This window comes from Vibrio sp. MED222, assembly GCF_000153005.1.
GTDB lineage: Bacteria > Pseudomonadota > Gammaproteobacteria > Enterobacterales > Vibrionaceae > Vibrio > Vibrio tasmaniensis_A.
Genome location: NZ_CH902613.1, coordinates 41,694 through 56,375, shown reverse-complemented (window position 1 = coordinate 56,375; position 14,682 = coordinate 41,694). Strand labels below are relative to the sequence as shown.

Annotated in this window: 13 protein-coding genes; all 13 read right to left on the bottom strand. The window is 45.0% G+C overall.

The features are described from left to right. Positions 1–7: 7 nt before the first annotated feature. Positions 8–2,602, bottom strand: coding sequence for an ExeM/NucH family extracellular endonuclease (locus MED222_RS00895; protein ID WP_009848914.1), 2,595 nt, complete (start codon positions 2,600–2,602; stop codon positions 8–10). Positions 2,603–2,986: 384 nt separating this feature from the next. Then, on the bottom strand, positions 2,987–4,003 hold the full coding sequence (gene trpS / locus MED222_RS00900) for a tryptophan--tRNA ligase (protein WP_009848913.1): 1,017 nt from the start codon (positions 4,001–4,003) through the stop codon (positions 2,987–2,989). Positions 4,004–4,178: 175 nt separating this feature from the next. Further along, the gene (locus tag MED222_RS00905; RefSeq protein ID WP_009848912.1) at positions 4,179–4,865 is read right to left on the bottom strand and encodes a phosphoglycolate phosphatase; all 687 of its coding nucleotides are present in this window, start codon (positions 4,863–4,865) and stop codon (positions 4,179–4,181) included. Positions 4,866–4,967: 102 nt separating this feature from the next. Then, positions 4,968–5,642, bottom strand: a complete 675-nt coding sequence (gene rpe / locus MED222_RS00910; protein ID WP_009848911.1) for a ribulose-phosphate 3-epimerase — start codon at positions 5,640–5,642, stop codon at positions 4,968–4,970. A gap of 188 nt (positions 5,643–5,830) precedes the next feature. Beyond that, on the bottom strand, positions 5,831–6,691 hold the full coding sequence (locus MED222_RS00915; protein WP_009848910.1) for a Dam family site-specific DNA-(adenine-N6)-methyltransferase: 861 nt from the start codon (positions 6,689–6,691) through the stop codon (positions 5,831–5,833). A gap of 69 nt (positions 6,692–6,760) precedes the next feature. After that, on the bottom strand, positions 6,761–8,278 hold the full coding sequence (locus MED222_RS00920) for an SPOR domain-containing protein (RefSeq protein WP_009848909.1): 1,518 nt from the start codon (positions 8,276–8,278) through the stop codon (positions 6,761–6,763). 79 nt (positions 8,279–8,357) lie between these two features. Next, complete coding sequence (aroB, locus tag MED222_RS00925; RefSeq protein ID WP_009848908.1) at positions 8,358–9,446, bottom strand: 3-dehydroquinate synthase; 1,089 nt, start codon at positions 9,444–9,446, stop codon at positions 8,358–8,360. A 24-nt stretch (positions 9,447–9,470) separates the two neighbouring features. Beyond that, positions 9,471–9,989 (bottom strand): shikimate kinase AroK, encoded by a 519-nt coding sequence (aroK, locus tag MED222_RS00930; RefSeq protein WP_009848907.1) that lies wholly within the window; start codon positions 9,987–9,989, stop codon positions 9,471–9,473. A gap of 176 nt (positions 9,990–10,165) precedes the next feature. After that, complete coding sequence (locus MED222_RS00935) at positions 10,166–11,884, bottom strand: type IV pilus secretin PilQ (RefSeq protein WP_017100004.1); 1,719 nt, start codon at positions 11,882–11,884, stop codon at positions 10,166–10,168. Between the two features lie 35 nt (positions 11,885–11,919). Next, positions 11,920–12,438 carry a pilus assembly protein PilP gene (locus MED222_RS00940; RefSeq protein ID WP_009848905.1) on the bottom strand — a complete coding sequence of 173 codons (519 nt, stop codon included), beginning with the start codon at positions 12,436–12,438 and terminating at the stop codon, positions 11,920–11,922. Beyond that, the gene (locus tag MED222_RS00945; protein ID WP_009848904.1) at positions 12,425–13,036 is read right to left on the bottom strand and encodes a type 4a pilus biogenesis protein PilO; all 612 of its coding nucleotides are present in this window, start codon (positions 13,034–13,036) and stop codon (positions 12,425–12,427) included. The genes MED222_RS00940 and MED222_RS00945 overlap by 14 nt, the downstream gene beginning before the upstream one ends. Then, positions 13,029–13,643: a PilN domain-containing protein gene (locus tag MED222_RS00950; protein ID WP_009848903.1), complete on the bottom strand. Its 615-nt coding sequence runs from the start codon at positions 13,641–13,643 to the stop codon at positions 13,029–13,031. Before MED222_RS00950 ends, MED222_RS00945 begins: the two co-directional genes overlap by 8 nt. Continuing rightward, the gene (gene pilM, locus MED222_RS00955; protein WP_009848902.1) at positions 13,627–14,652 is read right to left on the bottom strand and encodes a type IV pilus assembly protein PilM; all 1,026 of its coding nucleotides are present in this window, start codon (positions 14,650–14,652) and stop codon (positions 13,627–13,629) included. Before pilM ends, MED222_RS00950 begins: the two co-directional genes overlap by 17 nt. Positions 14,653–14,682: the final 30 nt, after the last annotated feature.

Here is a 14,682-nt window from a genome sequence, read left to right as displayed (position 1 = left end):
GATGTCACTACTTGCGACGACGCCACATTGCTAAGCCAAACAATGACATCAATGCACCTAAGCCGAATGAACCACCGACTTTAAGCTCAAGAACTGCCGGATCATGATCCGATGAACGGAAGTGATCTTGGTACTTCGGCAGATCACCTTTGAACTCTTCGTTGTAATCAAGCAACTTCGATTCACCGCCGTTGATGTGCCAGTCAGTCGCATCCACCACCATGTCTTTCAGGCTGTCGCTGATCAACAGGTGATCCAAAGCGCCAACCTCATCATTGTATGAGTAGCTCCAGCTGTCTGGGTGCTTTTGAGCCACAGCATTAATGTAGCCGTAGTTCTTAGTAATCACCGCACCGTTATCGCCAAACTGCTCGACACCGTCAATGTAGGTGTTACGCGCCGCTTTGATTTGCTTACCGTATTTCTCTTCAGAGTAATCCGTCAGTACCAGCATTGGGTCTTCCATGCCGTACGAGTTCATATCACCCAGAATCACTTTATGGCCTTTGATGCCATCTAGCGCTTCACCCAGTGCAACCGCAGCAGCCACACGGAAGTTCTCACATGAGCCTTGCTTATCGGCGTCAACACCACCTTGGCCGCCCTGTTCGACAGGGGCTGCATCTTCCCAACACTTAGAACCTTTCGATTTAAAGTGATTAATCGCAACGGTCAGTTTCTCTTTGGTGCCTTTCACTTTAAAAGTTGGCGCCAATGAGTCACGTTGATAGTTCTTACCGTCTTCAATCACCTTGCCTGAATCGTCTAACACTTCTGGTGCTTGTTGGCTTGGCATCGCGATAACACGGCTGTTTTTAAGCTTCACTACCTTCTTGCGGTAGATAACACCCGTTGTGATAACGTCAGTACCAATCGAGTCCATCTCGTCGGTTACGCCATCTTCGTTCGAGTCGACAGCCACAAAGGTATAACGGTCTTTCTTACGCTCAATGCGATCATTCAGTTGGTTTACAAGTTGCTGAATAGCAGAGCCTTCACCAAAGCCGTTGTTCTCAATTTCCATCAAACCAATGATGTCTGCATCTAAGCGAAGAATCGCGTTCACAATCTTCTCTTGCTGCATCTCAAACTCAGTGATGGTGTTCGCGCCACGGTTGTTGCCGTGCTGATTCGCGTCGCCACCAAATGGAGAGTTAAAGTAGTTCAATACGTTGAAGGTCGCGATACGTAAATCACCTTCATCCATATCTGGTTTGTCGGTACGCGGATCGTTACGTAAGAAGTTTTCAGCCGAGATCTGGTTGGTCGTAATTAAACGATACTCACCGTAGCTGTAGGTCAGCACGCCTTCTAGGCCAACAATGGTGTCATCAATGCGGATGTAATCTTCTGTTGAACCGTCTTGGTCGATATCAGTGCGGCCAAAATCTGGATAAAAAGGGACTTGTCCATCAGCCGCTTTTTGATCGGTTTCAACGAAAAGACGACGGTCTGCGTTGTCTTCAGTTTGCTGCTTCGCTTCGTCAGAACCCGCGGCGAAAAGCTGATTTGGCTGCATGTTAATACGCTCATGCGCCAGTACCATGTTGTTACGACGACCTGCGTAGTCATAACCAAAGGTACGCGTCACACGCATATCAAGTGCTTCGGTTGTTTTCACCAACATGCCTTCGTAGCGTTCAAGCGTTGCAGCGAAGTTCTCGTCACTGTCTAACACTTCAATCGCTGTCGCTTGTGGTGCTTGTTGTTCGCCCTGCTTTAGCCATTGGTTGTTTTCAACTTTAAGCTGAGTGTGGCTGTAGTATTCTTGAACCTTACCTTTCACACACACCACATCGCCCGCAGTTAAATCTGAGCTTGACTGGTTAGTGTGAATAAATAGACCTTCAGAGGTACTTGAATTGAAGTCATCCTCAAGTGCTTGCAGATAGAAGCCTTTGGTTAGGCCAGTAGTGACTGCACTTACCACACCTTTGACGAAGTATTCATCGTCAGTGATGTATGGATAGCCATCGATGAATGGCGATGTAGCGCCCTCACCTTGGATTTCTTGAATGGTGGTGAATACTGGGTCAGAGCCATCTTGTGTACAAGTAAACGCTTCTGGCAGTTCAACACTGTCTAGTGAACCTAGGCCTTCAATACTGTCTTTTGGTAGCGATACCCATTGTGAAGCATCAAACGTCGCAGAAGGTGTTTGTGTCGCACGAACCAAAGTAACATCTTTGCCCCAGTCCACATCGCCCATCAAACCAACAACATCATGTACCGAACCATCTGAATTCAAAATAGCCAGCGGGTCGTCACCGTTATGATTGGCGATAGAGGCATTAATGATGTCAGCTTGAGCTTTAATCTCATCACTCGCACTAGAATGTGCGACCACGAGTACTTCACCGGGCGCTAAAACGTGGCCATCTAAAGGTAAAGTGGCGCCCCATGATCCATTGCCATTGGCAGACTTCGCCAGTGAGTAACCATCTAAGTTAATGCTGCTATCGCCGTTATTGGCGATCTCAACCGCTTTGTTGTAGCTGCCGCCTTCCACATATTGTGAAATAAACAAATCAGCGTGTGCGCTTGTGGTTAACAAGCTACCAATTGCCACTGCTAGCAATGAAGGTTTGTGTAAAAGAGCCATCCGTTTCACCTGAGTTCATTGATTTATAGTCACTGCCATCTATGGACAGTCATGTATTTTGTGGTAACTATCAGGTTTATTTATGAAAGGAATAAGTCAGTTGGCAAGAAAATGAGGAACTTATCACTTTGGAATCATCAATTGTTTGGCACGTTATATATTTCCAACATATATAGAAACGAGAGTGACTTTATAAAGCTTGAGGATACCAAATAAGATCACCTGCACAGCATTAGCATGATGAATGTGTTAGCTAGATAATGCTTAAATTATCAATTCAAACAAGAGATTTACTGGGAAGGTAAATGGAGCGGGCAATAAAAAGCCCAAAGTAAACAAAGTCACTTTGGGCTTGAATTTCTAAACGAGTCGTTTTAGTAAACCCTATGGGCGAGTAACAAAACCTACCGCTTCGTATGCTTTTTTCAGTGTTACTGCAGCACGCTCAGAGGCTTTTTCGGCACCCGCTTTCATTACTGCGTCCATGTAAGCACGGTCAGCACGGATACGGTGGTATTCAGATTGAATCGGCTCAAGCATCTCAGCCAATGCTGCGCCTACATCTTTCTTAAATGGACCGTACATTTCAACGCCTTGGTACTGCGCTTCGATCTCTTCAAACGTTTTACCCGTCGCCGCAGAGTAAAGACCCATTAGGTTAGAGATACCTGCTTTGTTTTCCCAATCGTGAGCAATACGTGGTGGCGTTTCTGCATCGGTTTGCGCTTTGTTGATCTTCTTGATGATCGACTTAGGCTCTTCTAGCAGAGTAATCACGTTCTTACGGTTGTCATCCGACTTAGACATCTTCTTCGTCGCATCTTGCAGGCTCATTACACGTGCATTCACTGTTGGAATGTAAGGTTCTGGTACTTGGAAGATTGGCGTTTCAGGACCGTAAATGTTGTTAAAGCGAGTTGCGATATCACGCGCTAGCTCTAAGTGTTGTTTCTGGTCGCTACCTACTGGCACTTGGTGAGCACCGTAAAGCAGGATGTCTGCAGCCATCAACACTGGGTAGTCGTATAGGCCTACGTTTACGTCGTTTGAGTGACGTGCAGACTTATCTTTAAACTGAGTCATACGGCTCAGTTCACCCATTTGCGTGTAACAGTTAAGAAGCCAACCAAGTTGAGCATGCTCTGGTACGTGTGACTGAACAAATAGCGTGCTCTTCTTTGGATCAACACCGACAGCAAGACAGATTGCTAATGCGTCTAGAGTCGCTTCGTGCAGTGCTTTCGGATCTTGGCGAACCGTAATTGCATGAAGGTCTACAACACAGTATTGGCAATCGTAATCATCTTGCATCTGTTGCCATTGACGTAGAGCACCCAAGTAGTTACCGATACTTAGTTCACCAGATGGTTGAACACCACTCAATACGATGGGCTTGCTCATGGTTTTAATTCCTTTGCTTGTTAGCTAAGCTCGTTAACTTAGTTTCTTAACCTAGTATCTGAAAAACTTAGCTTCTTAACTTTAAAATAGAAAGCCGTACAGCTCTTCTGCACGGCTCATCCAGTGTACTCATTGATAAGTATTTTGCTAGTAGGTTAGCTAACTTTTATCCGCTTTATGCTGAAACTAGAACGACATCTAGTAATTGCGCAATATTGTCTGCGACATAGTCAGGGTTTGATACTGAAATCGACTCACCGTGGTTGTAGCCGTATGTCAGACCAAACGAGTGACAGCCAGCATTCTTAGCCGCTTTGATGTCATTGCTTGAATCGCCAACCATCAGCATCTCTTCAGCTTTTACATTGTGCTTTTCTAGCAACCAGTTCAACGCCACTGGATTCGGCTTTTTCTCTGGGAAAGAGTCGCCACCCAACACATCAACAAAGTACTTATCAATATCGTGTTGCGCCAGAACGGCTGGTACAAATTTCGATGGCTTGTTTGTTACAAGCGCCATGGTGAAGCCCGCTTTATCCAACTCAGCTAACGTTTCTTTTACTGATGGGTAAAGGTGGCTCAGCTTATGGCCACTCTGCTCGTAAAAATCATCAAACAAGATACGCGCTTTCTTTAGCAGTTCAGGCTCTAGGTTTGGATCAACCGTCAAGTTGCGGCTCAGTGAGCGCCCGATAAGAACGTCAGCACCATTACCCACGTAGTCGCGAACTTGCTCTTCGCTTACAGAAGAAAAACCCAGTTCCTGACAAGCCTGATCAGCGGCAACAGCCAAATCAGGCACGCTATCTAACAAGGTTCCATCCAAATCAAAGGCAATCAGTTTTATTGAGCTTAATGACATCTTACTTTCCTATTTATTATGTTCGTCTTATGAGTTGAGCTCCAAGACGTAAAAAAGGGGCCAATGAGCCCCTTAATATTCAATCTATCTGTAGTTTTACGATTATGCGTTTACTTTTGCAAGCTCTGAACGCATCTCATCAATCACTTCTTTGTAATCTGGTTGATTGAAGATAGCGGAACCCGCAACGAACATATCTGCACCCGCTTCTGCAATTTCACGGATGTTATCAACCTTCACGCCGCCATCAATCTCAAGGCGGATATCACGGCCAGATTCGTCAATAAGTTTACGAACAGCGCGCAGCTTATCAAGAGTATGAGGAATGAAAGATTGACCGCCAAAGCCAGGGTTCACTGACATCAGTAGAATCATGTCGACTTTGTCTAGGATGTAATCAAGGCAAGAAAGTGGCGTTGCTGGGTTAAGTACGACACCCGCTTTACAGCCGTGTTCTTTGATTAACTGTAGAGTGCGATCAACGTGCTCAGACGCTTCAACGTGGAAGGTAATCATTGATGCGCCAGCTTTGGCAAACTCAGGTACGATGCTGTCTACTGGCTTAACCATTAGATGAACATCGATAGGAGCTGTGATGCCGTAGTCGCGCAATGCTTTACAGATCGGTGCACCAAAAGTCAGGTTAGGTACGTAGTGGTTATCCATCACATCGAAGTGCACAACGTCGGCACCGGCTGCGAGTACTTTTTCGACGTCTTCACCAAGACGAGCAAAATCTGCAGACAAAATCGATGGAGCGATTAGAAAATCTTTCATACCAAACCTCTTAAGAGTGAGTAAATTGCGAATATCACCGCCTTGTGACCTCTCATACACAAGTACAAGACTCAATCCCAAGACTATTTGGTGTGCAATTCTACCTAAGCACCTAAGCAGATCCTAGCAGTTCGAAAGATTAGTTTAAGAAAGTACCCGTGGGTCACTCAATTTAATGAGTTCGAGGATTATGCTGACGACGGCAATTCTGTTGAAGCGTGTTGCTGGTTTTTCTCTTTATGGAAAAGCGCCAGTAACTCATCAACTTTATTGCGCCCTGCGCCATTCCGGCTAATGGTGCGTTTCACCTTGACCACGTTCAGTTCCGCACCATGGTATAAACGGCGCGTTAAGGTGGTGTCATGGTTTGAAATCAAGACAGGAATATCGCGTTCCATCGCCGCTTTTTCAGCGACATCCGCCAGTGCAGCTTGGTCATCTAAGCTAAAACCATTACCTGCGTAAGAGGTAAAGTTAGCCGTGTTCGACAGCGGTGCGTATGGAGGATCACAGTAAACCACGCAACCTTTGCGCGCGCGGCTAAAGGTTTCATGGTATCCCTCACAGACGAAGGTGGCTTTTTTCGCTTTCTCAGCAAAAAACTCTAGCTCGGCTTCAGGGAAATAAGGTTTTTTATAAGAACCAAACGGAACGTTAAAACCGCCCTTCTTGTTGTAACGACACAAGCCATTGAAGCCAAATCGGTTCATGTACAAGAAAGCTAACGAGCGATACATAACGTTATCTGTACCATTGAACTCAGCGCGAACATCTAAGAACACTTCTCTACGGTTATTCTCCGGACAGAACCAACGCTTCGCTTCAGTGATATAGGTTTCAGGATCGGTTTTAAGTAGATTGTATAGGTTGATAAGATCAGGATTAATATCTGCAAGTAGGTACTGTTCAAAATCAGTATTCAGAAATACTGATCCGGCACCGACAAACGGTTCTACCAATTTACGAGCAGGTGGCAGGTGACGTTGGATGTCTTCAACTAGGCCATATTTACCACCAGCCCATTTTAGAAAGGCACGCTGCTTTTTCATTTACTGCTCTATCTATCAACTCAAAAATAAGGCTGCGGAATGTAACATATTTTGAGGCTAAGCTCAGGGTTATTTCGCACGTTCTATCTCTCGATGCACTTGATTCATCGATTTTGCCCAAGGTTCCAACTGTTGAAGTGGTTTTGATAACGCACTTGCCGCATCTCGCGCCACTTGAATCGTTGGGTAATCTTGATAAGTGATAATAAACCACTTGGTGTCGTTACGAAGTGTTGGGTAAATACGAACCTTGTTCTCAAGCTCATACTCTTCAATGAAAGATTGTACATCTTCCAATGATGTCATCGCACTCAACTGCAGGGTATAAGCGCGCGGCGAGATAGCTTGTAGCTCTTCGCGTGCAAATGAAAATGTGATTTTTTTTATCGGAGGTGCTGATTGTGTTAGCTCTGAACCTTCATTCGTTGCCGGCAATGACTCACGTTCCACAACATCAGGCTGCGGGATAACGACTGCATCTGTCTTTTCTTCAACTACAGCTTCAATTGCACTGGTATCAACACTCTCAGGTTTATCATCAAGCAAAGCATCGACCACATCAGAGGTGATCACCACACGTTGCTGGTCTTGTTCTACCTGACCAACACTGGCTGTCTCTTCAACCACGACCGGCGGCAGAGAAGAGCTGTCATCGTCAGCACCTTGATAACTCATATCAACTTCGGCTTCAGAATCGACAGTTCCGTCGATTGTGGCTTGCTCAGTTACATTTTCCACTTCCAACGTTGGAATAACTGTCTGCTCAATAGGGGCGATAATAGATTGCGCTTTATCGTCAGGCGTTGGTTGATTAAACATCCACCAGTAACCGCCGCCGATAACAAGCAACAACAACGCCACCACAATCGCAATATTGATAGGTGAACCAATGATTGAGCGAATAATAATCCTTTTTTCCACTTTCAATTCTCCTAAGGCTATTAGCTCACCGGGCAAAGGTTGCGCTTTTTTAAATGCATTTCGCACCCGAGATTCTGACTCATCATCGACATATCGAATCACCAGTGACTCAAAGAAATGTTCAGCTTCTGGTTGCGAAAGATCATCGATCTCAAGGGCGATAGGTTTGTGCGGCTGACCGTAACTAAGTCGTGTTAATAGCGTGTCTAGGTGACCAGTTTGCGAGAACAGAACGATATTAATCGTCCATTGAGGGTTTGATTGAGATTCAAGTACCAACATCCATAATTCTGATACCAGTAGCTCAGACAGTCGGTGGGCGTCATCAATGACAATAAGCACATTACACGTATCTCCATCCAGCAACCTAGCAAGGCTATCAGATAAAGAATCATGTTGATTAAAGAGTGGGTCAGAAACAATCTGACTAAGAATAAGTGCGCGGCGCTGTTGATCGTCTTGGCTTGGGTGACAAAGCAGTAAACACTGATTTTTTTCTGTCGACCATGCTTCAAGATAACGCTGAGCTAACCAAGATCGGCCAGAACCCGTTTTACCAGCAACATTTACAAAGTTTGAACCAAAGTTAGTTAAAAGCTGTAAACGCTCTAGCAACTCAACTTGAGACTCTAACTCCAATACTCTTAAATCATGAGCCAAACTCATTGGGGATCCCTACTGATAAGTTCGATCTGTAAAGCGCTTGAGTTGCCTAGAGTTTAGCTAGGCAACCTCACAACCGAATTTAAAGAGTACGGCAGAAATCAATCGCTTGTTTAATGATGTCTTGAGGTACATCAGCAACCACTTCAGCAGTACCAATACTTGTTGGTAATACCAGACGCAACTGACCAGACAGCACTTTTTTATCGCGCATCATGTGCTTCATAAAGTCTTCAAAAGACATGCTTTCTGGCGTATGGATTGGTAGTTTCGCATTCTTGAGTATAGAAATAATTCGCTCAAGTTGCTGCTGAGAAATCAGTCCCTGTAATTGGGCGGTTTTTGCTGCCATTACAGTGCCTGACGACACAGCTTCACCATGTAGCCAATTACCATAGCCTAGTTCTGCTTCAATCGCATGACCAAATGTATGACCTAGGTTCAATAACGCTCTGATTCCTGACTCTTTTTCATCGATAGCAACCACTTCAGCCTTAATTGCACAACAACGAGCAATCGCGGTAATCAGTGCGTCTTCATCAAGTTGATACAGTTTCTCTAGATTCTGTTCCAACCAGCCAAAAAAGGCTTCATCGTAAATGATGCCGTATTTGATCACCTCAGCCATGCCCGCTGCAAACTCACGCTCTGGAAGCGTTGATAGGCAGTTAGTATCGATGATGACAGATTTTGGTTGGTAAAAAGCGCCGATCATATTCTTGCCAAGGGGATGGTTCACTGCAGTTTTACCACCCACAGAGGAGTCCACTTGAGAAAGAAGGGTCGTCGGGATTTGAATGAAATCAATACCGCGCTGGTAGCAAGAGGCAGCAAAACCGACCAAATCACCGATAACACCACCACCCAAAGCAATCACCACCACATCGCGGCTGTAATTTCCTTCAAGCATGTAGCTCATCACTGAGTTGAACGTTTCAAGTGTTTTGTATTGCTCACCGTCTGGCAACTCTAAAAGAGATGTCTGACAGCCGACTTGATCCAATAGCGATAAAATTTTATCAGCATAAAGAGGCGCTACTGTCACATTACTGATAACAACAACTTTCTGCTTACCTGATAAAAAAGAAAGGTACGCCGGGTCTTCAAATAACCCGGCGCCAATAGAGATAGGGTAGCTACGCTCAGCTAGATTGACCGTAATCCGTTCCATGGGTTTGCTCTCCGAAAAATGAACTTAACGTTCTTCTAGCATTTTTACGATCTGGTTGGCTACCACTTTTGCACTTTGGTCGTCAGTACGAACTGTGTAGTCCGCCACTTCTTCGTATAGTGCGTTGCGAGATACAGCTAGATCTTCTAGCACATCACGCGGGTTGTCTGTTTGAAGTAGAGGGCGTTTCTTGTCGCGGTTAGTGCGAGCAAGTTGCTTTTCAATTGTTGTCTCTAGGTATACAACAATGCCTCGTGCAGATAGACGGTTACGGTTTTCTTTGCTCAGCACTGAACCACCACCTGTCGCAAGAACAATACCTTGTTCTTCTGTCAGATCGTTGATTACAGATTCTTCGCGCTTACGGAAACCATCTTCGCCCTCAACATCAAAAACCCATGCGATGTCTGCGCCAGTGCGCTCTTCGATCACAGTGTCAGAGTCTAGAAACTCCATATGAAGTTGGGAAGCTAGGTGTCTACCAATTGTACTTTTGCCGGCGCCCATTGGGCCAACAAGAAAAATATTGCGTTTCTCAGCCATGTTTTTAGCAGTAATTTACAACGTTAATTCAATGACATCGCCACAAGGTAGGTCAGTACAAGTACTGAAATTAAAAGGCCCGTGGCACCGATTCCTCACAGATAATTCGTGATAAGACCCGAAATTATCAAGGTTAGGTGCCACTAATGCAACTTTATTTTTAATCTAATTGCTCATTACTGAATCACAACTTTAGGTGTAACAAAAATAAGTAGTTCACTTTTGCCTACATTTTCATAGCTACGACGGAACAATGCGCCAAGAACAGGAAGGTCTCCTAACAGTGGAACTTTATCAACTTGGCTGCTCACACTGTGTTGAAAAATACCACCTAACACGACCGTTTCACCATTATTAACAAGTACTTGCGTTCCAATTCTTTGCGTATCAATAGCGACAGCTTCACCGGTGCCGGTTTTCACCACTTGCCCCGGCCTATCTTGAGTCACGCTCAAATCCAATACCAAACGATTGTCGGGTGTGATCTGCGGAGTCACCTTGAGACTCAATACCGCTTTCTTAAATGCGACTGAAGTAGCACCACTTGAAGAAGACTCTAAATAAGGGATTTCAGTACCTTGCTCAATATAAGCGGGTTTTTTATTGGTGGTAATTAAGCGTGGGCTAGAAATAATCTCTGCTTTCGACTCTTGTTGCAGTGCTGACAATTCAAGATCAAGCAAGGTATCAGAACCCAGCTTGGCTACCTGAAACGCAATACTCGACGCGCTCGGGGAAGTTGCTCCTAAATTAACGTTGAGGAAATCGTCAATCGCACTATTCCCACCATTATCGTCATACGGTGTAATTTGCGATGGATGGTTGCCCTCTATCGAGCCGCCAACTTTGAAGCTTCCGTTGGTCGAGGAAACGCCCCAACGCACTCCTAGTTCATCAAGATTACCCTCAGTAACAGTGACAATACGTGCTTCTATCTGAACTTGCTTCACGGGAATGTCTAGCGATTCAATAATACCTCGTATCACCGCAATGTTTTCTTCCAATTCACGGATCAACAGGGAGTTAGTTCGCTCATCAATGGTAATCGAGCCTCGCTCGGACAACATGCTTACCGCCCCTTCCCCACCAATCATGTCGGCAATGTCGGTGGCTTTGGCAAAGTTAATCTTGATGATTTCCGACTTGAGTTCACCTAGCTCTTCTTCCAAACGAGATTTCTCTAGCGCTTGTTGCTCTCTAAGGTCGAGCTCAGCTTTAGGTGCCACCAAGATAACGTTGCCATCAACACGCTTATCCAACCCCTTAACTTGCAAGATAATGTCGAGAACTTGCTGCCAAGGCACACCATCTAAACGTAAAGTCAGATTACCCGTGACTGAATCAGAAACAACGAGATTGAAATCGTTGTAATCAGCAATAAGCTGCAAAACATTACGTACAGGGATATCTTGGAAGTTAATCGATATCACCTTGCCTTCTTTTTCTAAAACATTTTTCTCTATTGTCACTTCATCAATAGTAGGCCTACTGATCATTACCTCAATAAAGCGACCTTTTAAGTTGTATTCATATTGATAGTCACCAGCGATCGTTGCCAACAATCGCGTACTGGGCGTTTCCTTATACACCTCAATACCTTCAACTGAGGTCGCGAAGTCCTTCACATCCAGGAGGTAAAGCTTATCGTCATTCACCTGAGTATTGAGTAACTCGATACTTAAACCTTCCTGAGCACGTTGAACATCCACCACAGCAGTGCTGGTTGCCAATTCGATAATGATGACGGCGTCTTTCTCCTTGTTGACCCTAAAATCAATATTTTCCAATTGATTTGGCAAGCTCTCGGCATAGCTGAACACGCTAACCACCAACATCACAGACACAGCAAAACCTTGTAGAGCCTTGCTCACTAATCCACTTATTCCTTTAATCATATTTACATCTCATATCCACATCATGTGACATTGGTTTACTTCAGAGCGAGCCTAACGTTGCGCTTATGCCAACAACCTAAACCATCTGGAAGAGTTTCATTAATCTGTACATACTGGCTCGTCACCTTAGTAACTCGACCATTGTTTAAGCCAATAAACTGACCTTTTTTCACATTGACCACGTTCCCTTTTGGGGTTTGTACTAACCCTGAAACGCTTGTTCCACTGCCCATTACGCCTCTTAAACGCAGCTTACTCAGCGGGTATTTTTCTAACTTGCCAATACGAGAACGAGCGTTCGGCTGCCAACAGTCTTTCTTCACCAAGGGTTGATTTTGAACCATGGCTTCTTTAGGAAGTTCAAAGGGAGGGCGAAAGGCGTGGCGTTGATAAGTTGCGGCTAAGAACTCCGTTTCTGGGACAAGTTTTTCTACCTCTTTTCTCGCCTTAGCTTCAACTTGCCTCACAAAATCTTCTAACGAATCCTGACTGGCTTTACAGCCTGAAAGCACAAGCAGTAACAATAGGGACAAAAGGACGCTACTGAATTTCATCATTCACCTCCGATTTAAACTGATAGGTGTAAGCTCGAACCCTGAAATGTAGCGTGCTGCTTTCTTGACTGACTCGCTGCCAATTCACATCATCGAAGCTAATAATGCGTGGCAGTTTTGCGATGGCCGCGGAGAAATCGCCAATCTCATGGTAATCACCGGTTAGCTCAATATTGAGGGGTAACCGATAGAGGAATTCCTTGTTCTGCTTTTGACCCCAATCAATGCGCGTAAAGGTCAGCGCATTATCCAAACCAAGTTCATTCACTGAGGCCAACATACTGGCGAGCTCTTTTTGCACGGGCAGCTGCTCTAACAGATAATCGTAACGGCTAGTCAGCTCATCCAACTGACTCTGAAGCTTAGGCAAAGCCGCAACCTTGTTCGCTTTTATCCTTAACGTTGCTTTCAAAGTCTGCTCTTGCTGCTTCATCTGCTGCAGTTCATCGTCTAAAGGCAGTACATACAACCAAGTCCCAACACCTTGGATTAATATCATCAGCAACAGAATAACGAGCAGTTGGGGCAACAACGGCCATTCGGTGATCTCATCAGCATCGAGATCTTGCCAGCTAATCCTACTTTTAAGGTTAGCCATGATTTGTCCCCTTCTCTTTTCTGCTCGCGGTTGCGCTCTCTGCGGTTGTGTTTTCTAAAGAAACAGGGCTAAACACAAAAGAGACCTTGAAGGTCTGAAACTCTTTATTGAAGCGCTTTCGGTTATGGATAATAGAGTGCATCTCGACCCTTTTAAGAGAATCAGAACGCTCTAGATTGTCCAACATTGTGGCGAGGCGAGCCGTACTGTCGCTGATACCTGCCATCTCAATCTCCTGACCATTCATCTTTATCTTGTCGACATACACGCCCTCAGGAATCAGCTCCGGCATTAGATTCATAAAGTCGGTGGTCTTATTACGGCCAAGCTGCAAAGATTCCACCACATCAAGTCGAGTCAGAATGGCTTTGTGTTCTTGTTCTGCAACTTTTAACGATTGAATTTGTCGGTCGAGCTCGGCAATGTATTGATTAAGATAATTGAGGCGAGCTTGCTGTTTGGCTTGTTGAACCTGAAAATAGTGACCAACCGCCCATTGCCCTGTAAGTGCAATGATGACGCCAAGAATGACTAGGTGGATAAAGCGCTTCTTGTGTTGAGCGCGAATCTCATCACGCCACGGCAGTAGATTAATTTGATGCAACATGCTTTTCTCCCTGCCACTTGAGTCCACTCATCGCCATACCCGCGGCAATCCCAAACAGTTGCCAGTCCACAGGCAATCGGTGCCGCTTCGACACCTTATTCTCAAATAACGATAAAGGATTGAGCGATTCACAACTCATCTGAAAATGGCGCTCTAGATCTTCAACTACCATCGGAATGCTGGCCCCTTCGCCCATCAGCCAGATCCCGGATATCGGCTCAAGTGCATTCACTGAGGAATAGAGTTGCAACTGTCGCTTAAGCTTTTCAGCCAAATTGACAATAAACCGATGTGTCTCCTCTGCGTTGCCGAACACACCTTCTGTATAACTCGGGCTGTCAGTGCCGCGAAGATCTTGAGTACCAAAGGCGATGTCTTTATAGAAAGGTGCTGAATCCTGCGGGATAATGCCTAACGACGTTTGGTCAACTCCCACGTCCACCAGCAACCAGTTACTTTTTTCAGGATAAAGGCGTGAAGCCAACTGCCAAATATTGAGCAGACCATGTGCTTGGGTGTCGATGACAACAGGTTTAAATCCGGCTTTATTTAAAGCATCCGCTCGACTGTCTACAACTTCCTTACGAGTCGCATATATCTGATAGCTACTTGTCGATCCTTTACCAAATCGTTTGTCTTCCAGCTTTACAAAATCTAAACTCAGCTCCTCGATAGGAAAGGGAGATTGATGAGCAAAGGTTTGATAGATAGAAAACTCCTTTTCTCTGTCTTCTAAGTCACTCTCTATTTGCAGTACTTTGCTGATCACCGTGTTATCGGGTACCGAAATGGCGACGTTGCGACAGCCAAAAGGCAGTCCTTTCCTAAGTTCTTTAAGTTTCTTAACAGTTTTCTGATACTCCAAAGTATGGTTAGCTGTAAAAATGTCGTCCGAAATCGGCAGCTCTTTGTATCCCACTAGGGCATACAACTCCCCCACGGGTTTTAGTACCACGGCTTTGATGCTGTGATGATTTATATCTATACCTGTAATTAATGATGAACCCATGTGACCTAGCTCCTGAAGTGCCAAGCATTT